This is a genomic window from Alsobacter sp. KACC 23698 (assembly GCF_045348435.1).
Taxonomy (GTDB): domain Bacteria; phylum Pseudomonadota; class Alphaproteobacteria; order Rhizobiales; family Beijerinckiaceae; genus Alsobacter.
Map to the genome: position 1 here is coordinate 1,008,579 of NZ_CP157484.1, position 19,990 is coordinate 1,028,568.

General features: G+C 71.6%; 19 protein-coding genes. 5 read left to right on the top strand and 14 right to left on the bottom strand.

Translation table 11 applies throughout. The features are described 5' to 3' along the window. Window positions 1-2: 2 nt before the first annotated feature. Window positions 3-794: an SDR family NAD(P)-dependent oxidoreductase gene (locus ABEG18_RS04605; RefSeq protein ID WP_406856921.1), complete on the bottom strand. Its 792-nt coding sequence runs from the start codon at window positions 792-794 to the stop codon at window positions 3-5. Between the two features lie 186 nt (window positions 795-980). On the opposite strand from ABEG18_RS04605, the gene dusA reads away from it, so the two are divergent. Continuing rightward, on the top strand, window positions 981-1,949 hold the full coding sequence (gene dusA / locus ABEG18_RS04610; RefSeq protein WP_406858531.1) for a tRNA dihydrouridine(20/20a) synthase DusA: 969 nt from the start codon (window positions 981-983) through the stop codon (window positions 1,947-1,949). Between the two features lie 15 nt (window positions 1,950-1,964). Here dusA and ABEG18_RS04615 read toward each other — a convergent pair whose 3' ends face one another. Beyond that, window positions 1,965-2,783 (bottom strand): adenosylcobinamide-GDP ribazoletransferase, encoded by an 819-nt coding sequence (locus tag ABEG18_RS04615; RefSeq protein ID WP_406856922.1) that lies wholly within the window; start codon window positions 2,781-2,783, stop codon window positions 1,965-1,967. Between the two features lie 102 nt (window positions 2,784-2,885). Here ABEG18_RS04615 and cobT point away from each other — a divergent pair, with 102 nt between their 5' ends. Further along, complete coding sequence (cobT, locus tag ABEG18_RS04620; RefSeq protein WP_406856923.1) at window positions 2,886-3,929, top strand: nicotinate-nucleotide--dimethylbenzimidazole phosphoribosyltransferase; 1,044 nt, start codon at window positions 2,886-2,888, stop codon at window positions 3,927-3,929. Here the strand turns inward: cobT and ABEG18_RS04625 are convergent, their stop codons facing one another. Next, the gene (locus ABEG18_RS04625) at window positions 3,930-5,486 is read right to left on the bottom strand and encodes an MFS domain-containing histidine kinase (RefSeq protein ID WP_406856924.1); all 1,557 of its coding nucleotides are present in this window, start codon (window positions 5,484-5,486) and stop codon (window positions 3,930-3,932) included. It lies immediately after the preceding gene. 93 nt (window positions 5,487-5,579) lie between these two features. On the opposite strand from ABEG18_RS04625, the gene ABEG18_RS04630 reads away from it, so the two are divergent. The 3 genes from ABEG18_RS04630 (at window position 5,580) to ABEG18_RS04640 (ending at window position 7,481) form a co-directional block, all read left to right on the top strand. Then, on the top strand, window positions 5,580-6,104 hold the full coding sequence (locus ABEG18_RS04630; protein ID WP_406856925.1) for a thermonuclease family protein: 525 nt from the start codon (window positions 5,580-5,582) through the stop codon (window positions 6,102-6,104). Between the two features lie 107 nt (window positions 6,105-6,211). Next, window positions 6,212-6,820 (top strand): glutathione S-transferase family protein, encoded by a 609-nt coding sequence (locus ABEG18_RS04635; protein ID WP_406856926.1) that lies wholly within the window; start codon window positions 6,212-6,214, stop codon window positions 6,818-6,820. A gap of 28 nt (window positions 6,821-6,848) precedes the next feature. Next, window positions 6,849-7,481, top strand: coding sequence for a uracil-DNA glycosylase family protein (locus tag ABEG18_RS04640; protein WP_406856927.1), 633 nt, complete (start codon window positions 6,849-6,851; stop codon window positions 7,479-7,481). A 10-nt stretch (window positions 7,482-7,491) separates the two neighbouring features. Here the strand turns inward: ABEG18_RS04640 and ABEG18_RS04645 are convergent, their stop codons facing one another. The 11 genes from ABEG18_RS04645 to ABEG18_RS04695 all read right to left on the bottom strand — a co-directional run bounded on the left by ABEG18_RS04645 (window position 7,492) and on the right by ABEG18_RS04695 (window position 19,966). Continuing rightward, window positions 7,492-8,886 carry an FAD-dependent oxidoreductase gene (locus ABEG18_RS04645; protein ID WP_406856928.1) on the bottom strand — a complete coding sequence of 465 codons (1,395 nt, stop codon included), beginning with the start codon at window positions 8,884-8,886 and terminating at the stop codon, window positions 7,492-7,494. Further along, a complete protein-coding gene (locus tag ABEG18_RS04650) occupies window positions 8,883-9,497 on the bottom strand; it encodes a cysteine hydrolase (protein WP_406856929.1) in 615 nt (204 codons plus the stop codon). Before ABEG18_RS04650 ends, ABEG18_RS04645 begins: the two co-directional genes overlap by 4 nt. Beyond that, window positions 9,494-11,566 carry a hydantoinase/oxoprolinase family protein gene (locus ABEG18_RS04655; RefSeq protein WP_406856930.1) on the bottom strand — a complete coding sequence of 691 codons (2,073 nt, stop codon included), beginning with the start codon at window positions 11,564-11,566 and terminating at the stop codon, window positions 9,494-9,496. The genes ABEG18_RS04650 and ABEG18_RS04655 overlap by 4 nt, the downstream gene beginning before the upstream one ends. Next, window positions 11,563-13,302, bottom strand: coding sequence for a hydantoinase B/oxoprolinase family protein (locus tag ABEG18_RS04660; RefSeq protein ID WP_406856931.1), 1,740 nt, complete (start codon window positions 13,300-13,302; stop codon window positions 11,563-11,565). The genes ABEG18_RS04655 and ABEG18_RS04660 overlap by 4 nt, the downstream gene beginning before the upstream one ends. Beyond that, on the bottom strand, window positions 13,302-14,237 hold the full coding sequence (locus tag ABEG18_RS04665; RefSeq protein ID WP_406856932.1) for an oxaloacetate decarboxylase: 936 nt from the start codon (window positions 14,235-14,237) through the stop codon (window positions 13,302-13,304). Before ABEG18_RS04665 ends, ABEG18_RS04660 begins: the two co-directional genes overlap by 1 nt. A 2-nt stretch (window positions 14,238-14,239) precedes the next feature. Further along, window positions 14,240-14,941 (bottom strand): ABC transporter ATP-binding protein, encoded by a 702-nt coding sequence (locus ABEG18_RS04670; protein ID WP_406858532.1) that lies wholly within the window; start codon window positions 14,939-14,941, stop codon window positions 14,240-14,242. 4 nt (window positions 14,942-14,945) lie between these two features. Beyond that, window positions 14,946-15,704 (bottom strand): ABC transporter ATP-binding protein, encoded by a 759-nt coding sequence (locus tag ABEG18_RS04675; RefSeq protein ID WP_406856933.1) that lies wholly within the window; start codon window positions 15,702-15,704, stop codon window positions 14,946-14,948. Further along, window positions 15,701-16,702, bottom strand: a complete 1,002-nt coding sequence (locus ABEG18_RS04680) for a branched-chain amino acid ABC transporter permease (RefSeq protein WP_406856934.1) — start codon at window positions 16,700-16,702, stop codon at window positions 15,701-15,703. Before ABEG18_RS04680 ends, ABEG18_RS04675 begins: the two co-directional genes overlap by 4 nt. Further along, complete coding sequence (locus ABEG18_RS04685) at window positions 16,699-17,568, bottom strand: branched-chain amino acid ABC transporter permease (RefSeq protein WP_406856935.1); 870 nt, start codon at window positions 17,566-17,568, stop codon at window positions 16,699-16,701. The genes ABEG18_RS04680 and ABEG18_RS04685 overlap by 4 nt, the downstream gene beginning before the upstream one ends. A gap of 319 nt (window positions 17,569-17,887) precedes the next feature. Beyond that, window positions 17,888-19,108 (bottom strand): ABC transporter substrate-binding protein, encoded by a 1,221-nt coding sequence (locus ABEG18_RS04690; RefSeq protein WP_406856936.1) that lies wholly within the window; start codon window positions 19,106-19,108, stop codon window positions 17,888-17,890. A gap of 30 nt (window positions 19,109-19,138) precedes the next feature. Further along, on the bottom strand, window positions 19,139-19,966 hold the full coding sequence (locus ABEG18_RS04695; protein WP_406856937.1) for a GntR family transcriptional regulator: 828 nt from the start codon (window positions 19,964-19,966) through the stop codon (window positions 19,139-19,141). Window positions 19,967-19,990 lie beyond the last annotated feature (24 nt).

The following is a 19,990-nucleotide window of genomic DNA, read 5'->3' on the forward strand; positions in this document are numbered from 1 at the left end:
TCCTAGGCTCCCGAGCCGCTTCGACGCTTGGACTGCAAGCGGGAGATGACCGCCAGCGACAGCGCCCTGGGGGTCAGCCCCGCGGTTCCGGCCATGATCCGGTTCATCAGGCCGGGCACCGCGACGCGGTCGCCCCGCAGGAAGGCCTGGCGCCCGTAGCGGGCCACCTCGGCCGCGTCCATGGGCCTGATCACGTCGAACAGGGCGGAATCGAGCCGCGCGCGCTCCTGGAATCCGGTGGAGGTCGGCCCCGGGCACAACGCCGTGACGGTCACGCCGCTCGGCGCCAGCTCATAGGCGAGCGCCTCCGAGAAACTGAGCACGAAGGACTTGGTGGCGTAGTAGACCGCCATGCCGGGCCCGGGCTGGAACGCCGCCGTCGACGCCACATTGAGCACGCCGCCCTTCAGGGCCACGATGGAGGGCAGCGCCGCGAGCGTCAGGTCGGTCAGCGCCCGCACGTTCAGGTCGACCATCGCGACCTGCTCCGCCCGCGGCAGCGACGCCGCGTCTCCGTTCAGTCCGAAGCCGGCGTTGTTGACGAGACGGCGCACCTGCGCGCCCTCGCGGCCGACGGCGTCCAGGAGGCGGTCCGCCGCGCCCGCCTCGGCGAGGTCGAGCGCGACCGCAATGGGACGGGTCCGGCCGGCGGCCTCGATCTCGTCCGCCAGCCGAGACAGCGCCTCCTGCGAACGCGCCGTGACGACGACGTCGTCGCCGCCGGCCGCAAACGCCCGCGCGAGCTCCAGGCCGATGCCGCCGGACGCGCCGGTGACCAGAGTGACCATGCGCATCCGTCCGCTCCGTCTCGCTTCCGACGCCACCGATATGGGAGGCTGGCGCAGGAAGGAAAGGCGCGCCGCTCCGCCCACGGTTGGCGCCGCGCCCCATTCCGGCTATGCGATCGGCTTGCCCACGATCCCAGAGCGATGACGGACCTTCTCACGCCTTCCAGCCCCTGGCGCTTCTCGGTGGCGCCCATGATGGATTGGACCGATCGGCACTGCCGGCGGTTCCATCGCGTCATGAGCCGGCGCGCGCTGCTCTATACGGAGATGGTCACGACCGGCGCCGTCATCCATGGCGACCGGCGCCGCATCCTGGGCTACTCGCCGCAAGAGCATCCCGTCGCCGTCCAGCTCGGCGGCTCCGAGCCGGCCGACCTCGCGCAGGCGGCCCGGATCGCGGAGGACGAGGGCTATGCGGAGGTCAACCTGAATGTCGGTTGCCCGTCCGACCGGGTGCAGGACGGCCGCTTCGGCGCGTGCCTGATGCGCGAGCCCGCCCTCGTCGGAGAGGCCGTCGCCGCCATGAAGGCCGCCGTCGCCGTGCCGGTGACGGTGAAGTGCCGCATCGGCGTCGACGAGCAGGATCCCGAGGAGGCGCTGGACCGGCTCGCCGACGCGGTCCTGTCCGGCGGGGCGGACGCCATCATCGTGCACGCCCGCAAGGCCTGGCTGCAGGGGCTCTCCCCCAAGGAGAACCGGGACGTGCCGCCGCTGGACTATGGCCGGGTCCATCGCCTCAAGTTGCGGCTGCCGTCGACGCCCATCGCCATCAATGGCGGGCTGACCGGGCTCGACCAATGCCGTGAGCAACTCGCCCATGTGGACGGCGTCATGCTGGGCCGCGCCGCCTATCACGACCCGGAGCTGCTGCTGCAGGTGGACCCCGCGCTGTTTGGGGAAGCCGCGCCCGTCGCGGACGCCTTCGAGGCGGTCGAAGCTTACGAGCCCTACGTGGCGATGCGGCTCGCCGAAGGGGTGCGGCTGTCCTCGATCACGCGCCACATGCTCGGCCTGTTCCAGGGCCGGCCCGGCGCGCGGGCCTTCCGGCGGCATTTGGCCACGCAGGCCGTCAAGCCTGGCGCGGGCCTCGACGTCCTGCGGGCCGCGGTCGCGATGGTGTCGCGCCAGGACGTTGCGGCGGGGCGCATCGAGGCGGCCTGACGGCACGGCTCGGGGTCAGATCCTCGTCAGCAATCCCAGCAACGCCGCTATCTCCGCGATGAGCGTCACGGCTCCGGCCACGTCGCCCGTGTGGCCGCCGATCTTGGCGCGCGCCAGCCTGACGCAGAGCCAGGCCGTCAGGCCGCCCAGCGCGAGCGCGAGCGCCGCCTTGACGACGCCGAAGCCGGGCGCCAGCAGCAGGACGGCCAGCGCCAGCGTGATCGAGCACGCGGTCGCCATCGTGCGGTCGGTGGGCCGGCCGACGGAGGCCGACTTGCCGCCCGGCCGTGCGGGCGAAAGCGCCCAGAGCGGGAAGAGGCCGGCCACGCGCGCGATCGCCGCCGTCGCCACCAGCGCCAGCGCGGCGCGGCCGGGGCCGGCCTGCGCCACCAGGCCTGCAATCGCCGAGAAGCGCAGCAGCAAGCCCAGCGCCAGCGCCGTCGCCCCATAGGACCCGATCCGGCTGTCGGCCATGATCTCCAGCCGACGCTCGGGCGTGTGGCCGCCCCAGAAGCCATCCGCCATGTCGGCGAGAGCGTCCTCGTGCAGCGCTCCGGTGGCGAGCGTCTGCGCCGTCAGCGTCACGGCCGCGACCGCCATGGGCGGGAGCCCGATCCAGGACGCCGCCACCAGCGCAGCCGCCCCGACCCCGCCCAGGATGGCGCCCGCCACGGGAAGCATGCGCGGGATCCGGCTGAAATCCGGCGCGCCATGCGGGTCCATCTCCCAGGCCAGCCGAGGCGTCGGCAGCCGCGTATAGAAGCGCAGGCATTGCACCGTCTCCAGGACGAAAACACGCCACGCGAGGTCAGGACGGTCGTGTCGTGGCGCCATCGACATGCGTTTTCGTTCACTTCCCGGACGCGGATGCAACCGCTATAGCAGGCCCCGCGCAGCGAATCCCGTCTGACGGGGCCGAAGGCCACAGGAGCGACCATGCCGACGAACGCCACCGGCCTTCCCTTCGACGACATCCGCAGCCTGCTGGCCGTCATGCCGGGCCCCGACCTGGGCGCCGCCGCCGCGGTCCGGGCGCGCGACGCCATGCTCACCAAGCCCCCGGGCAGCCTCGGACGCCTCGAGGACATCGCCGTCTGGCTCGCCGAGTGGCAGGGCAAGCCGACGCCGCAGATTGTCAGGCCGCTCGTCTGCGTCTTCGCCGGCAACCACGGCGTCGTCGCGCAGGGCGTCTCGCCCTATCCGCAGAGCGTCACCCGCCAGATGCTGGAGAACTTCGCGGCAGGGGGTGCGGCGATCAACCAGATCTGCGCCGCCCATGACCTCGGCTTCAAGGTCTTCGACCTCGCGCTCGACATCCCGACCGCCGACATCACCGTGGAACCCGCGCTGGACGAGAAGAGCTGCGTCGCCACCATGGCCTTCGGCATGGAGGCGATCTCCGGCGGGACCGATCTGCTCGGCCTCGGCGAGATGGGGATCGGCAACACCACGATCGCGGCGGCCATCTACGCCGCCCTCTACGGCGGCGACCCCGCCCGCTTCGTCGGCCGCGGCACGGGCCTCGACGACGAGGGGGTGAAACGCAAGACCGCCGCGGTCGAGCGCGCCATCATGGTCCATGCCGCGCATCTGGACGACCCGCTGGAGCTGCTGCGCCGCCTGGGCGGGCGCGAGATCGCCGCCATCGCGGGCGCCATCCTGGCGGCGCGCCTCAACCGCGTTCCGGTGGTGCTCGACGGTTATGTGGTCACGGCCGCGGCGGCCGTCCTGCACGCGCTCGACCCCTCCGCGCTGGACCATTGCGTCGCCGGCCACGTCTCGGCCGAGGGCGCGCACCGCGAGGTGCTGGAGCGGCTCGGCAAGCCGCCGATCCTCGATCTGGGCATGCGCCTCGGCGAAGGCTCCGGCGCCGCGCTGGCGATGGGCGTGATCAAGGCGGCGGCCGCCTGCCACGCCGGCATGGCCACCTTCGCCCAGGCCGGTGTCGACGACCGGCCGGACAACGGCCAGGCGGGCTGATCAGGCCGCCGCGCGGCGGGCCGTGCGCGGGGTCTGCGACGGCGCGGGCTCCAGGCCGGACTCGTCCATCGGGGCGAGCGTGTCCATCACCCGCGACGGCGGCAGGGTGACGATCACTTCCGTGCCCTCGCGCAGCTTGGAGTTCAGGATCAGCTGGCCTCCATGCATGTCGATCAGCCCCTTGACGATCGGCAGCCCCAGCCCGGTGCCCTGCTCGGCCGTCTTGATCGCCAGCGATCCGCGGCCGAAGGACTGCAGCACCACCGGGATCTCCTCCTCGGGAATGCCCGGCCCGGTGTCGCGCACGCTGAGATACTGCCCGCCCGAGGACGTCCAGCCGACCTTGATGGTGACCTCTCCGCCGGTCGGGGTGAACTTGATCGCGTTGGAGAGCAGGTTCAGCGCCACCTGCCGGATCGAGCGTTCGTCGGCCCAGATCTTGGGCAGGTTGCGCTCGATCGTCTCGCGGATGGTGATGGAGCGGTTCTTGGCCCGCATCTGCAGCATATGGTGGCAGTCCTCCACCACATGGGCGAGGCTGACCGCCTCTTCCTTCAGCTCGTAGCGTCCGGCCTCGATGCGCGACAGGTCGAGGATCTCGTTGATGATGTCCAGCAGCAGCTTGCCGCTGGAATAGATGTCGTTGGCGTATTCGCGATAGGCCGGCACGTGGTGCTTGCCGAACAGCTCGCCTTTCATCACCTCCGAAAAGCCCATGATGGCGTTCAGCGGCGTACGCAGCTCATGGCTCATCGTCGCCAAAAAGTGCGACTTGGCGATGTTGGCCTCCTCGGCCCGACGGCGCGCCTCGTCCGAGTTGGCCTTGGCCTGCTCCAGCTCGGCGATCAGCGCGTCCTTCTCGGCCCGGAATTCCAGCGTCGCCACGGTCGACGAATAGAGGCGGTTGGCCAGGATGGCGAAGTAGAGCTGCCCGCCCGCCGCCACCATCGCCATGGTCAGCCACTCGTAATTGTGCAGCGATCCGATGCTGGACAGGATCGCGCCCGAGAGCGGCGCGATGCCGAAATAGACCGCCGCCGGCACGTTGGCGGCCAGCATCGCCGTGACGGCCGTGATCAGCAGCGCCAGGAACAGCAGGAAGGTCTGCGCGCCCTGCGCCCCCGACTGGTAGAGCGCGACGAGCAGCACCGCCCAGGCGGCGCCCTGGACGAACTCGCCGATGACGAAGCGCAGGCGCCACGCGCCGACAGCGACCGTCGTTGGTTCGAGCTTCAGGTAGCGCGAGGTGAACACGAAGGACACGCTCATCGCGATCATGATGAGCGCCATCCACATCAGCACGAGCGGAGCGCTGACCCAGACTGTCGCGGCGGCGCCGATGATCCCGGTCAGGAGATACATCACCACCACGGCGTTGCGCCGGGTCTCGGCGAATTGCCGGAGGATCTCGTAGTCGAACGCGCGCTCCAGCCCGGAGGTTGACGTCAGCTTCTCGCGCGTCGCCTGGAGCTCCCGATTCGCCCGGCGGCGGCGCGCCACCTCGATCGGGTCCGCGCCACGGCCTCGCTGGATGATTTCGGGCGTCAGTTCTGACATGGACGAGGTACGCAGGACCCGGCGGCGAGGTAAGGCTGCATCTTGATCGGAAACAGTTAACTTGCGCCTGACGCGCAGGGAGAGATTCGCCGTATGACGTATTACGCGTCCGGGCCGCGCCGCCTTCGCCGGGGCCTGCCAGGGCTGCTCGCGCTCGCCATCACGGCGGCGCTGTTCGCCATGGGCCGCGAGGCCGTCAAGGCGTGGCGAGCCGAGACCCTCACCGGGCGCGTGACCGTGGTCGATGGCGACAGCCTCAGGCTGGACGGTCAGGAGATCCGACTGGAGGGCATCGACGCGCCGGAGTACCGGCAGACCTGCTGGAAGGGCGATCGCGAGGAGCCCTGCGGAAAGCAAGCCAGGTCGGCGCTCGTGCAGCTCATCGGGGCTGGCGCGCTGGTCTGCGTCTCCCACGGGGTCGATCGCTACGGCCGCAAGCTGGCGGTGTGCCGCGTCGGGGACGTCGACGTGAACCGGGCGATGGTCCTGGACGGGCAGGCGGTCGCCTACGGCGCCTACGAGTCCGAGGAGGCCGATGCGCACCGCGCCGGGCGCGGCGTCTGGGCGTCCCGGTTCGAGCGCCCCGCCGACTGGCGCGCCCGCCATCCCCGGCCCTGACGGCGCAACCGGGGCCGGCGCGATGGCGTTCTCGGCGCGAGCCTGCACGCGCATTGACCCAAGGGCGCCGCTCGTGGTCGATAGCGGTCCCTGACGGGAGGCACGCGATGAAGCTCTATGACACTCCCTCGGCTCCCAACCCGCGCCGGGTCCGGATCTTCCTGGCCGAGAAGGGAGTCTCCATCCCCACCGAAACGGTGGATCTCGGCATGCTCGAGCATCGCGGCGACCAGTTCCGAGCGCTGAACCCGCGCCAGCAGACGCCGGTGCTCGTGCTGGACGACGGCGCGGCGCTCAGCGAGTCGGTGGCGATCTGCCGCTTCATCGAGGAGCTGCATCCCGAGCCCAACCTGTTCGGCGCGTCGCCACGGGAGCGCGCCTTCACCGAGATGTGGCAGCGTCGCGTGGAGCTGGGTCTGCTGGCGACCGTGCAGGCCGTCTTCCGCCATCTCCACCCGGCGATGGCCAAGCTCGAGGACCAGTGCCCCGCATGGGGCGAGGCGAACAAGCCGCGCCTCATGGCGGAGCTGGCCTATCTCGACCGCGAGCTCGCCGAACGGGCCTACATCGCCGGCGACCGCTTCAGCATCGCCGACATCACCGCCCTGTGCGCGATCGACTTCCTCCGTCCGACCCGCATCGCCGTGCCGGACGACCTCGTCAACCTGAAGCGCTGGAAGGCGGAGGTGTCGTCCAGGCCGTCCGCCTCGGCCTGACGCCGCCGCGGGCGGGGCAGGGGTGGCGATGAGCGCCCAGGACCTCGACGATCTGCTCGCCGCCATCCGGCTGTGCCGGATCTGCCGCGACGCGCCCTGGAAGGCTCCCCTGCCGCACGAGCCCCGCCCGGTGTTGCAGGCCTCCTTCGGCGCGCGGCTCTTCATCGTCGGGCAGGCGCCGGGCACGAAGGTGCACGCCTCCGGGCGGCCCTTCACGGACGCCTCCGGGGACCGGCTGCGCGAGTGGCTCGGCATCGGCGAGGACGCCTTCTACGATCCGGCCCGCGTGGCCATCCTGCCGATGGGGTTCTGCTTCCCGGGCCAGGACGCCAAGGGCGGCGACCTGCCCCCGCGGCCCGAATGCGCCGCCGCCTGGCGCGAGCGGCTGCTTGCGCTGATGCCGCCGCCCAGGCTCACCGTCGGCCTCGGCCTGCACGCGCTGAAGTGGCATCTGTCCCGGCTGGGCCGGCGCGACCTTCTGGCCCCGACGCTCGACGCCACGGTGGCGGACTGGGCCCGGATCCATGCGGAGGCCGGCATGATCCCGCTTCCCCATCCCTCCTGGCGCAACACGGGCTGGATCAAGCGCAATCCATGGTTCGCGCGGGATCTCCTGCCCGTCCTGCGCGCCGAAGCCGCCGCGGCGATCGGGCCGGACTGAGGCCGCCGGCTCAGACGAGGCGCGCGGCGGCGAGCCCGGCGAGGCGGCCGAGCACGACGGCGGTCAGCAGCCCGTTTCCGGACAGGTAGCCCGCGGCGGTGGATCCCGACACGCCGGCCGCCGCGCCGCCCGCAGCAAAGAGGTTCGGCAAAGACGTTCCGTCTGGCCGAAGCACCCGGGCGGAGCCGTCCACCGCCAGGCCGCCTTGCGTGTGGAACAGCGCGCCCGTCACCCGAACCGCCTTGAAGGGCGCGACCAGCTTCTGCCCGGCCGAGAAGGTCCGTCCAAAGGCGTCCGTTCCGCCGGACGCCTTCAGCCGCTCCACCTCCGAACAGGTCCGGGCGAGGCGGCCGGCCGGCAGCTTCGCCAACGCGGCGAGGTCCTCCAGCCTGTCCGCCGACAGGATGGCCCCGGCCGCCTCGGCCTGCTTGAAATCCTCGAACTGCCGCGCGACGGCGGCGATCCGCTCGTCGAAGACGTCGAACGCGACCCCGCCGGCGCGCTTCAGCACCATGGCGGCCTGTTCGGAATAGCCGCGCGTCTCGTCGGAGAACCGCTCGCCCTTCGCGTCGACCTGGAAGCCGCCCTCCATGATGACGGCCCAACTGATCAGGATGCCGTGGGGGTGGGCGACCGACCCGTGCCCCTGGTATCCCGACATGAAGCGCCGCTCCGCGCCGAGCGCCTCGCCCCACAGCGCCGCGTCGCCGCGGTTGCCGGGGTGGCCGAAATAGAGCGCGCCCTCCATCTCGGGGATGTGGCGGCGCACGAGGTCCGGCGCGCCCCCATAGCCGTTGCAGGCCAGGACCAGGGCGCGGCAGCCGATCCGCTCCACGCCGCCGTCCGGCCGCTCGGCTTCGACGCCCCGCACGGTCCCGTCGGGTTCGGCGAACAGGGTGGTGACGGTCGCCTGCGTGAGGAGCGCCGCGCCGGCGCGCTCGGCGGCGTCCCGCAGCCGGTCGACCAGCTCGGCGCCGGAGCGTGACGGCAGGCCGTGCATGCGGCGCGCCGAGTGGCCCGGATAATCGAAGTCGTCCACCACCGAGAAGGGCAGCCCATAGGCGTCCGCCAGCCATTCGACAGCCGGCCCGGCCCCGGCCGCGACCGCGTCGACCGTGGCCGGATCGGCCTCGCCCCCGGCCTTGCGCTGGATATCGGCGGCGAACAGCCCCGGGCTGTCGGCGACGCCCAGCGCCGCCTGGAAGCGGGTTCCGGCCGCCGGCACAAGCCCGGCCGAGAGCGCCGTCGACCCGCGCGGGACCGGGTCGCGCTCCAGCATCACGACCTCGGCGCCAGCCTCGATCGCCGCCAGCGCCGCGCACAGCCCGGCCGCCCCGGCGCCGACGATCAGCACGGGCGCCTCGGCGGCGAAGGCGACGCCGACCGCGCTCTCCACCCTGCTCATGACGCCCCAAGGGAGGCGATGGCCTCGTCGACCGTCATGACGGCGCAGACGGGGCGCAGCGCCTCGATGGCGACGTCATGCGTGTGGGTCGAGAACGCCGCGCAGCCATCCGACAGGACGATGGTCTCGAAATCGCGCACATGCGCGTCCCGGACCGTCGACGCGACCCCGCCATTGGTGACGATCCCGCAGACATAGAGCTTCTCGATCCCGCTCTTGCGCAGCACCCATTCGAGGCGGGTCATGTAGAAGGCCGAATAGGCGACCTTCTCGACGCTGAGGTCGGCCGGCGCCAGGTCTTCCACCAAAGCATGGCCCCAGGTCCCTGGCTGGAAGTCCCCCTTCGCCAGGAAAGGCCGCAGCGCCTTCAGATGCGGGCTGACGATCGGCTCGCCGCCCTTGCCGGGCACGAGCGTGAAATGCGTGGAGACGATCCAGCCGCCCTTGCGCCGCATAAGGTCGGCGAGCGGCCTTACCCGGCCCGGCGCCGCGGCGATCTCCGGCGCGGTCTGGCCGGCCCGTCCATAGGTGCCCTTCGGGTGGATGAAGTCGTTCTGCAGGTCGCAGATCAGCAGCGCCGTGCGCGCGATCGGGATGTCGCGTCCGCTCATGCCGGCGCCCTCTCGATGACGATGTTGCCGAGCCCGTCCACCCGGGCGCGCAGCCCCGGATCGATCACCGTGGTGGCGTCCGGCTGCTCCAGCACCGCCGGTCCGTCCACGACGGCTCCGACGGGAAGGTCGAGCCTGGCCCACACGCTCGCCTCGCGCCAGCCTCCGGCGAACCAGACCGGCCGCGCGCCGAGCCTCGCGCCCTCCAGCGTGAGGTCGGCCGCCGGCGCGAGGGCGCCGAGGTCGAAGGCCGGCCTGCGGCCGACCGCGGCCGTGCGCAACGACACGATCCGCACCGGGATGTCGGGCAGCAGGCGGCTGAACTGGCGCCGGTAGGCCGCCTCGAAGGCGCCGCGGACGATCGCTTCCGTCACGCCCACGCCATGCTCGCCCAGCGTGACCGGCAAGGGCGCGGAGACCGTGTGGGTCTGGCCCTGGTAGTGCATGTCCAGCTCATAGAGCACGTCCACGCGGTCCACCGCGACGCCAGCGGCGTCCACCACGGCCTTCGCCTCGCGGCCGGCCTCGACCATGCGGGCGTCCAGCGCGGCCGCGTCGAGGCCGGCGAGATCCAGGTTCACGGTGAGGACCTGGTCGTGCCGCAGGTCGGCGATGACGCAGCCGAGCGCGCTGGTGATGCCCGGAAAGCGCGGCAGCAGCGCGCCGGAGAGCCCGACCTCCTGGATCAGCGCGCCGGCGTGCAGCGCGCCGCCTCCGCCGAAGGGCATGATCGCGAAGCGGCCCGGGTCGTGTCCTCGCTCGATCGAGACGAGCCGGATCGCGCCGGCCATCCGGGCGTTGGCGATCCGCACGATAGCTTCCGCCGCCTCCATGACGCCGAGCCCCAGCGGCCGCGCCACATGCTCCTCGATGGCGGCGCGCGCGGCCTGGGCGTCGAGGCGGGCGAGCTTGCCGCCGATCGGCCGTTCGGCGTTGATGCGGCCCAGCACGACATTGGCGTCCGTGAGGGTGGGGCGGGTTCCGCCTTCCGCGTAGCAGACCGGCCCAGGCCTCGACCCGGCGCTCTCGGGTCCGACCTGCAGCAGGCCGCCCTTGTCGACATGCGCGATGGACCCGCCGCCGGCCCCGATGGTGGTGATCTCGATCATCGGCGTGCGGATCACCATTCCGAAATCGATCGTGGTCTGCGCCGTCAACGTGGACTCGCCGTTGGCGATGAGGGAGACGTCGAAGGAGGTGCCGCCGAGGTCCCCCGTGATGACGTTCTCGAAGCCCGCCGCGCGCGCGATGGCGGCGGCCGCGATCACGCCCGCGGCCGGCCCGGACAACGCCGTCCTCACAGGCAGGCGCCGCGCGGTCGCGGTGGACATCACCCCGCCATTGGACTGGACGATGTGGAACTGGCCCGCGAACCTGGCCTCGCGCAGCGCGTCGGTGAGCTTGCCCAGATAGGCGCCCACAACCGGCTGCAAGTACGCGTTGAGCGCCGTCGTGGAAGTCCTTTCGAACTCACGGATTTCGGGCAATATCTCAGACGAGATCGCAACGTGGTCGTTGGGCCACACAGCCCTGACGGCGGCCGCCGCGGCCCGCTCGTTGGCCGGGTTGGCGTAGGCGTTGATGAACACGATGGCCACCGCCTGCGCGCCCTTGGCCAGCAGCGCCCGGGCGGCGTCCTGCGCCTCCCGGGGGTCCAGGGCGGTCCGGATCGAGCCGTCCGCCAGCGTGCGCTCGTCGACCTCGATGCGCATGTCGCGGTCAGCGACGGGGACGAAGTCGCCCCACAGGCCCCAGGTCCGGGGCCGGTCGCGGCGGCGCATCTCCAGGACGTCGCGGAAACCGCGCGTGGTGATCACGCCGATGCGGGCGCCCTTGCGCTCCAGGAGGGCGTTGGTGCCCACCGTCGTGCCGTGCACGATGGAGCCGAACTCCGCGACGGATCCCAGGCGGCGCAGGCCCTCCATGAAGCCCACCGCCTCGTCTCCGCGGTTGGAGGGCGCCTTGGCGGTGGCGAAGCGGCGCGACGCCTCGTCGAAATAGAAGAGGTCCGTGAACGTGCCGCCCACGTCGACGCCCACGATGGCGCCGTTGTTTCCGCGCGCGCTCATGACGGGCGCCCCGCACGGAGCCCGGCCGTGCCGCGCTCGTCGAGCTCTCCGTCGGCCGACGCCACGACGCCGTAATCGGCCGCGGCCGCCCCGGGCGACACATAGCCGAGCCGCACGTCCCGCGCGACCAGCGCGGGCTCGCGCCGCAGCGGATCGCCCCAGCCGCCTCCGCCCGGCGTCTCCAGCCGGACGCGTTGCCCCTGCCTCACCTTCACGTCGGTCACCTTGGAGGCGAGCGGCGGGACGGCGTCGCCCTGGTCCGTGTTCCAGGAGAAGCGGTTCAACGCGGCCGGGCCGCCGCCATTCACGCCGAACGGCGCGAAGCGGCCGCGCTCGCCTAGCAGGAACACGTCCGCGCCGCCCGGCGCCAGCGCCTCGATCTCGTAGACGGCGCCCAATCCGCCGCGGTGAAGTCCCGCCCCGGCGCTGTCGGGCCGCAGCGCCCATTGGCTGAACATCACCGGGTAGGACGCCTCCAGGATCTCGGCGGGCGGGATGGTGGCCATCGAGATCGGGTTGTTGCCGTGGTTGAGCCCGTCCGTCTCCGGATTGCCGCCCAGTCCTCCGCCGAAGAACGAGAACATCACCCAGCGCTGTCCGTTGGGGCGGTGGCCCGCCAGCGACAGGGCGTTGATGGTGCCGAACGGCGCCGCGGTGGCGCGCTCGGGCATGATCTTGGCGAGCGCCCCGAACACCACCCCGATGACGCGCAGGATGGTCTCGGTGTAGCCCCCCACGGGTTTGGGCGCGCTGACGCCCAGCAGCGTGGTGTCCGGGATCACGAAGTCGATCGGCGCGAGGCAGCCCGCATTGGCCGGCACGTCCGTGAAGACGTGCTTGAGCGCCACGTAGCAACAGGCGACCGCGGTCGAGCGCGCGATGTTCAGCGGGCCCGCGCAGGCCGGCGCGGAGCGCGAGAAATCGAGCCGCATGCGGTCGCCGGTGACGGTCAGGTCCAGCGCGATGCTGAGCGGCTCGTCCGTCACGCCGTCATTGTCGAGGAAATCCTCGAAGCTCACCGTCCCGTCCGGCAGCGCCGCGATATTCTCGCGCATCATCGTTTCGGCGAGCTGCGTGAAGGCGTCGAACGCCGCCGCCACGGTCGCCTCGCCATAGTCGTCCAGGAGGCCGGCGAGGCGCCTTTCGCCGAGATCAAGCGCGTTCAGCTGGCCGTTCAGGTCGCCGTAATTGGAGCGAGGCACGCGGCTGTTGGCCGACAGGATCGCGACGATGTCCTCGTTGAGGACGCCCCCCGCGATCAGCTTCACGGGCGGGATCCGCACGCCCTCCTGGAAGCTCTCGGTGGCGCGGGCGTTGAAGCCGCCCGGCACGTTGCCGCCGATGTCGAGCCAGTGCCCCACCGACGCCAGCCAGCAGAAGAGCTCGCCGTTGCGGAACACCGGCCGCACCAGCCGAAAGTCGTTGAGATGGGTGCCGCCGTCATAGGGGTCGTTGAACAGGTAGGTGTCGCCGTCCGCCAGCCCGCCGTCCCGGGCCGCCTTGTCGATCACGGCCTTCACCGCGAAGGCCATCGCGCCGACGAAGATGGGCAGCCCGGTCGTGCCCTGCACCAGCGTGGCGCCGGTGCGCGCGTGGTAGAGGCCGTGGCACGCGTCCCGCGCCTCGGCGATGATCGGGTTGAACGCCGAGCGATAGAGCGTGGCGTCCATTTCGTCGGCGATCTGCTCCAGCCGGCCCTTGAGGACCGCGAGCGTGACGGCGTCGAGCGCGGCCATCAGAGGGCTCCCGCGCGGCGGGGGGCCGGGCCGTCGCCCTCGTAGCGGCGTCCCCGCTCCAGCGTCGCGTCCGTCTCCACGATGGCGTTGATGGCCGCAAAGTCGAACATGCGGTCGCGGAACGCGTCGGTCGTGCCGTCGCGCCTGAGCACGCCATAGAAGTCCTGCGCGGCGCGGGCGAGGGCGCGCACGATCGCGCCCGGGAAGATCACGAGGGCGAAGCCGAGCGCCTCCAACTCTGGGCCGGACAGGATGGGGGTCTGACCGCCCTCCACCATATTGGCCATCAGCGGCGCCCGGCCCTGCAGGGCGGCCGCGACGGCGCCCAACTGGTCGCGAGTGCGCGGCGCCTCGACGAACAGCATGTCCGCGCCGGCCTCCGCGTAGCGCCCGGCGCGCTCGATCGCCGCGTCGAACCCTTCCACGGCGACGGCGTCGGTGCGGGCGATGATCATCGTGGCCTCGCTCCTGCGCGCGTCGACGGCGGCTCGGATCTTGCCGACCATCTCGCCCGCCGGGATCACGCCCTTGTCGGCGAGGTGGCCGCAGCGCTTGGGAAAGGTCTGGTCCTCGATCTGAACGCCGGCCGCGCCGGCGCGCTCGAACAGCCGGACCGTGCGCTGCACGTTGAGCGCGTTGCCGTAGCCCGTGTCGGCGTCGACGATCACCGGCGTGTCCACCCGCTCGCAGACATGCGCCAGCGCCTCGGCGACCTCCGTCATGGAGACGAGCCCGATGTCGGGCCGGCCGAGGCGCGTATAGGCGATCGCCGCGCCCGACAGGTACAGCGCCTCGAACCCGGCCGTGGCGGCCAGCGACGCCGTCAGCGCGTCATAGACGCCCGGCGCGATCACGATGCCGCCGCCGCCGATGCGCCGCTTCAGGCCGGGAGCCGTTCCGGCTGCGGCCGGGTCCGTTCGCAGGTCGTCCGTCATCGTCACATCCCCAGATAGGCTTTCTCGAGGTCTGGATTGCGGGCGAGGTCCTCGCCGGCGCCGGAGAGCACGAAGCGCCCGTTCTCCAGCACATGCGCCCGGGCCGCGACGGCCAGCGACTGCATGACGTTCTGCTCCACGAGCAGGATGGAAAGGCCGTCCGCGTTCAGCCGCGCGATGAGCGCGAACATCTCCTCCACGAGCAGCGGCGACAGGCCCAGCGACGGCTCGTCGAGGATGAGCAGCTTGGGCTCGCCCATCACGCCGCGGCCGATGGCCAGCATCTGCTGCTCGCCGCCGGAGAGCGTGCCCGCCGCCTGCCGGCGCCGCTCGCGCAGGCGCGGGAAGATCTGGAACACCTTCTCCAGGTTGGCGGCGCGATCCGCCTTGCCCCGCCGGTAGCTGCCAAGCTCCAGGTTCTCGACCACGCTCATGTCGGGGAAGATGCGCCGGCCTTCCGGCACATGGATCAGCCCCGCGGCCACGATGGCCGGCGGCGCGAGCGCGTCGATGCGCGCCCCGTCGAACAGGATCTCGCCCGCCTGGGCCCGCACGACGCCCGAGAGTGTCTTGTTCAGCGTCGTCTTGCCGACGCCGTTGGAGCCGAGCACCGCGACGATCTCGCCCGCCGCCACGTCGAGATCGACGCCGCGCAGCACCTGCGTCCGCCCATAGCCGGCGACGAGCCCGCGCACGCTGAGCAGCGGCTCACCCATGCGCCGCCTCCCGGGCCGCCAGGCGCGCCGCGGCGCCGTGGCCCAGATAGGCTTCGATCACCTTGGGGTCGCGGGTCACCACGGCGGGCGGGCCCGCCGCGATGACGCGGCCCTGGGCCAGCACATAGACGTCGTCGCACAGGCTCATCACCGCCTGCATCACGTGCTCCACCATCAGGATGGTGACGCCGGCGCGGCGGATCTCCTGGATCACCGGCACGATGTCGCGCACCTCCGACGGGTTGAGCCCGGCCAGCACCTCGTCCAGAAGCAGCAGCTTCGGCTCGGTGGCGAGCGCCCGGGCGAGCTCCAGCCGCTTGCGCCCGGCCACCGTCAGCCCTGCGGCCGGCGCGTCGAGGCGTTCGTCGATGCCGACGAGCCGCGCCACCGCCTCGGCCCGGTCCAGCGCCTCATCCCGGCGCGGATGGCGCAGATGGGCTCCCACCGCGATGTTCTCGCGGACGCTCAGGCCCGCAAAGGGCTGGACGATCTGGAAGGTGCGCGCCACGCCCAGGGCGGCGCGCTGGTGCGGCGCGAGCCCGCCCACGTCCCGGCCCTGGAAGACGATGCGCCCGCTGGTCGGCGTCTCGAAGCCGGAGATCAGCGTGAACAGCGTGGTCTTCCCCGCGCCGTTCGGGCCGATCAGCCCGGTGATGCTTCCCGCCGACACGGCGAGGGAGGCGCCGTCCACCGCCAGCAGTCCGCCGAACCGCTTGGACGCCGCCTCCACGGCGAGGAGCGGGGCGCTCATGACGCGCTCCGCGAGGAAAGGCCGCCGCGCAGCCGCGCCAGCAGGCCGTGCACGCCGTTTGGCGCGAACGCGATGGCCAGCACCAGCAGCGAGCCGTAGAGCGCCAGGTCGAGGCCCGGGATGCGGCCGGCGGCCGCTTTCGTCGCCTCCGCCAGGCCATGCAGCGCGAGCGCGCCGATGAGCGGCCCGAAGACCGTGCCGAGCCCACCCACGATGGGCACCAGGAGCGCCTCCACGGAGATCCAGGACCCGTACGCGATGGTGGAGTCGACGAAGAGGAAGTACTGCGCGTAGAAGGCCCCCGCCGCCGCCGTGATGGCGGCCGAGGCCGTGATGGCCTGCAGCTTGACGGCGAGCGTGTTCACGCCCAGCGCCTTGGCGGCGTCCTCGTTCTCGCGGATCGCCACCAGATAGGCGCCGAAGCGCGAGCGCTCCATGGCCCGCGTCGCCGCCAGCACCAGCGTCACGAGGCCGAGCGCGATCCAGAAATAGACGGCCCGGCTCGCGAACTGGAAGGTCTCGGGGCGGACGTCGAGCTTGATCAGCGTGCCGGCGGCGCCGCCGGTGAACGGCGCCGCATTGGCGATGATCCGGAACACCTCCGCGAAGGCCAGCGTCACCAGCGCGAAATAGGAGCCGCGCAGGCCGGAGCGGAAGCTCAGATAGCCGATCGCCGCGCCCACGGCCGCCCCCGTCGCGACGGCGGTCGCGAAGGCCGCATAGGCGTTGACGCCCAAGCGCGCCTGCAGGATCGCGGTGAGATAGGCCCCCGTGCCGAAGAACGCCGCATGCCCGAAGGAGAACTGCCCGCCATAGCCGCCCAGGATGTTCCAGCCCTGGCCGGCGAGCGCGATCAGCAGGGCCAGCACCATGGCGTTGAGCACCGTGTTGGCCGACGTCGCGAGCGGCAGCAGGGCCAGGACGGCCGCGACCGCCAGGATCGGCCCATAGGCGGCCAGCAGGCCCTGGCGGGCGGAAGCCTTGCGCGCGGCGCTCATGCGCGCGCTCCGAACAGTCCCGTCGGGCGCACCAGCAGCACCAGGATGAAGATCACGAAGACGCCGAGCTGGCCGAGGCTCTCGCCGAAATAGAGGCCGGACAGGCTCTCCACCACGCCGATGAAGAGGCCGCCGATCATCGCGCCGGGCACCGAGCCCATGCCGCCCAGCACCACCACCGTGAAGGCGATCAGCACATAGGCGTTTCCGACGCGCGGATGCACGTAGTAGCTGGGCAGCAGCACGCAGGCCGCCACCGCCAGGCACGCCGCCCCGATGCCGAAGGTCAGCGCGTAGACATGCGGCACGTCGATGCCGACGAGCGCGGCGCCGAGCTTCTCCCGGGCGACCGCCCGGATCGCCTTGCCGGCGTCGGTGCGCGTCAGCAGCGCCCAGAGGAGCAGCGCCACCGCGCAGGTGACCCCGAAGGCGATGACCCGCGGCATGGGCAGGAAGACGAATCCGAGGTCCACGCTGGAAAAGCCGTAGGGCACGTCGATGCTGCGCGTGTCGGAGCGGAACGCCGCCAAGAGCGCGTTCTCGATTACGATGGACAGCCCCAGCGTCACCAGGAGGATGTTGCGGTCGTCGCCATGGCTGGCCGGCCCGATGATCCAGCGCTGCATGGCGTAGCCCAGCAGGAAGAACGCCGGCGCGATGAACACGACGGCGATGAGCGGATCGACCCCGGCCTGCTGGGCGAAGAACGCCGCGAACATCGCCGCCGTCAGGATCGCCCCATGGGCGAAATTGATGATGTGCAGCACGCCGTAGACGAGCGTCAGCGCCACCGACACGAGCGCATAGACTGCGCCCGTGAGGAGCCCGTTGATGACGGCGGCGATGACGATCTCAGGCGAAAACATGCGCATCCCGTGTTGGCGATCCCGGCCGGCCGGCCCCGGCCGACCCCGACGACGTCATTCTCTCTCCGTCATCCCCGGCCGGAGCCGCGCAGCGGCGGAGGGGAAGGGGATCCAGCCCCCTCCGGCGCCGCCCGGCTGGATCCCCTTCCCGTCGCTCCGCGCCGCCGGGGATGACGGCGAAAAGGTTTCGGCTCTCGACCCTGTCCACGCGCTCCCCCCTCTCCGTCATCCCCGGCCGGAGCCGCGCAGCGGCGGAGGGGAGGGGGATCCAGAAGGGTTCCGCAGAAGACGCCCAGGGCCAGATCGCGCGGCTCCGGCCTTACGCCGGGATCGGGAACACGGGCTTCGCGTCGGCGAACTTCTCCGGGAAGATCACCTTGATGTCGCCGCCCTGGACCTGCGTGTTCACCGGGGCCGCGCCCGTGTTCTGGCCGTTGACGAACTTGGTCGGCCCGTAGGGCATGATGTGCTTGTCGAAGCTCGACGTCTCCAGCGCGGCGATGATCTTGGCCCGGTCGGCCGATCCCGCCCGCTCGATGGCGTCGGCGAGCAGCAGCATCGCCGAGTAGTTCAGCGCCACGTTGTAGGTGAAGAACTTGCCCATGCCGTCGACCTCCTTCTTGAGGGCGATGGCGACTTCGTTGCGCGGGTCGTACCAGTGGTTGGTGTCGATGACGTATTGCGCCGCGTCCGGGAATTCCTTGACGAAGCGGTAGTTCGACGCCGCGCCGTTCAGCACCGCATAGACGCCCTTGGGCTTGATGCGCTGCTGCTGCATCGTGCGGGCGAGCAGCACGAACTCGCCGTAATAGCTGGACGGGATCACGAGGTCCGGGTTCTTGGCCTTGATCTGCAGGGCGACGTTCGACATGTCGCGCGCCGGCGTCGGGTGCGCGATCGTGTCGATCACCTCAAAGCCGCGCTTGGGCAACTCGGCCTGCAGCAGCTTGGCGAGGCCGGAGCCGAAGAGCCCGTCCTCATGCACCAGCAGCACGGTCTTGATCGGCTTGCCGGCGGCGTCGTTGAGCTTCACGAGATTGTCGAGCGCCTGCGCGCTGACGATGGAGGAGCCGGGCGCGAAGCGGAACGTGTTCTTCAGGCCGCGGCTGACGATCTGGTCGTTGACGCCAACATCGACGATGTAGGGCAGGTCATAGCGCGACGCCGCCTGGGTGGCGGCGAGGCAGATCGGGCTGGCGAAGCCGCCCACGATGGCGCTGACGTTCTCGGCCGCCAGGCGCTCCACCTCGCTGCTGCCGCCCTCCGGGGTGGAGCGCGCGTCGGCGATGACGGCCTCGAGCTTGGCGCCCCCGAGCGACTTGATCCCGCCCGCGGCGTTGATCGCCTTGATGGCGAGTTCGGCGCCCAGTTGCCCGGCCTGCCCGTCGAAGGCCAGCGCGCCGGTGAGGGGCTGCAGCACGCCCACCTTGACGCTCGCCGCCTGCGCCCGCAGCACGCCCGGGGCCGCGACGGCGCCCGCCAGAGCCACGCCCGCCTTGAGGGCGTCGCGACGCGTCAGTCCGCTGATCAGCTTGTCCATGTCCTGTTCCCCTCGCCAAATGGTCGTGCGTCAAACGCGGGAGTTGGGTCCCCGCTTCCTGGATGAAGGCTTGGTCTCGGCCGGCGCCGCGTCGTTGGCCACGCTCGTCGGCGCCCAGCGCCGCCCGCCATTCGCGCCCGTGCGGGTGAGGTCCATGCGGAACGCGTAGCGGTCGGGCCGGTACAGGGCCGAGAGATGCTCCACGCCGCGCCCGTCACCGTCATAGACCACGCGGGTCAGCGCGATCAGGGCCGAGCCGATGTCCACGCCGAGCGCCGCCGCCGCCTCGGGCGGGGCCAGCACGGCGCTGATCTCCTGCGTCGCCCGGTCCACCAGCACGCCCGAGCGCTCCAGAAGCGCCAGCAGCGGCCGAGAGGCGAGCTCGCCTTCCGAATAGGTCACGCCGATGCGCTCTGGCACCTGCGTGGTCAGGAAGCTGAACGGCTCGCCGTCGATGATGCGCACCCGCACCGAGCGCTGCACCCGCTCGCCGGGCGCGAGGCGAAGCGCCTCGGCCACCGCCGCGGAGGGGTCCTGATAGCCGAAGGCCAGCAGCCGCACGTCGGTGGAGCGGCCCATCTGGATGAGGTTGGTGAGGACGTCCGCGAGGTCCGCCACCACGGGCTTGGCCGCATGGCGGGAGGTGACGAAGGTCCCGGCGCCCCGGCGCCTGTCGATCAGCCCCTCGCGCTCCAGCTCGGCCAGCGCGCGGCGCACCGTGATCCGCGACACGCTGTGCTCGGCCGCGAGCGCCTGCTCGCCCGGAAGGGCGTCGCCCGACGAGAGCCCGCCGCTGGCGATCCGCTCGCGCAGCACCAGATAGACCTGGCGGGCCTTGGGCAGCTCGACTCCGGCCAATTCACCCTCTCGATAGGACTTCTA

Coding starts and splice junctions, on each gene's coding strand:
- ABEG18_RS04605 (WP_406856921.1), bottom strand. CDS start 794: ATGCGCATGGTCACTCTGGTCACCGGCGCGTCCGGCGGCATCGGCCTG.
- dusA (WP_406858531.1), top strand. CDS start 981: ATGATGGATTGGACCGATCGGCACTGCCGGCGGTTCCATCGCGTCATG.
- ABEG18_RS04615 (WP_406856922.1), bottom strand. CDS start 2,783: ATGGCGCCACGACACGACCGTCCTGACCTCGCGTGGCGTGTTTTCGTC.
- cobT (WP_406856923.1), top strand. CDS start 2,886: ATGCCGACGAACGCCACCGGCCTTCCCTTCGACGACATCCGCAGCCTG.
- ABEG18_RS04625 (WP_406856924.1), bottom strand. CDS start 5,486: ATGTCAGAACTGACGCCCGAAATCATCCAGCGAGGCCGTGGCGCGGAC.
- ABEG18_RS04630 (WP_406856925.1), top strand. CDS start 5,580: ATGACGTATTACGCGTCCGGGCCGCGCCGCCTTCGCCGGGGCCTGCCA.
- ABEG18_RS04635 (WP_406856926.1), top strand. CDS start 6,212: ATGAAGCTCTATGACACTCCCTCGGCTCCCAACCCGCGCCGGGTCCGG.
- ABEG18_RS04640 (WP_406856927.1), top strand. CDS start 6,849: ATGAGCGCCCAGGACCTCGACGATCTGCTCGCCGCCATCCGGCTGTGC.
- ABEG18_RS04645 (WP_406856928.1), bottom strand. CDS start 8,886: ATGAGCAGGGTGGAGAGCGCGGTCGGCGTCGCCTTCGCCGCCGAGGCG.
- ABEG18_RS04650 (WP_406856929.1), bottom strand. CDS start 9,497: ATGAGCGGACGCGACATCCCGATCGCGCGCACGGCGCTGCTGATCTGC.
- ABEG18_RS04655 (WP_406856930.1), bottom strand. CDS start 11,566: ATGAGCGCGCGCGGAAACAACGGCGCCATCGTGGGCGTCGACGTGGGC.
- ABEG18_RS04660 (WP_406856931.1), bottom strand. CDS start 13,302: ATGGCCGCGCTCGACGCCGTCACGCTCGCGGTCCTCAAGGGCCGGCTG.
- ABEG18_RS04665 (WP_406856932.1), bottom strand. CDS start 14,237: ATGACGGACGACCTGCGAACGGACCCGGCCGCAGCCGGAACGGCTCCC.
- ABEG18_RS04675 (WP_406856933.1), bottom strand. CDS start 15,704: ATGAGCGCCCCGCTCCTCGCCGTGGAGGCGGCGTCCAAGCGGTTCGGC.
- ABEG18_RS04680 (WP_406856934.1), bottom strand. CDS start 16,702: ATGAGCGCCGCGCGCAAGGCTTCCGCCCGCCAGGGCCTGCTGGCCGCC.
- ABEG18_RS04685 (WP_406856935.1), bottom strand. CDS start 17,568: ATGTTTTCGCCTGAGATCGTCATCGCCGCCGTCATCAACGGGCTCCTC.
- ABEG18_RS04690 (WP_406856936.1), bottom strand. CDS start 19,108: ATGGACAAGCTGATCAGCGGACTGACGCGTCGCGACGCCCTCAAGGCG.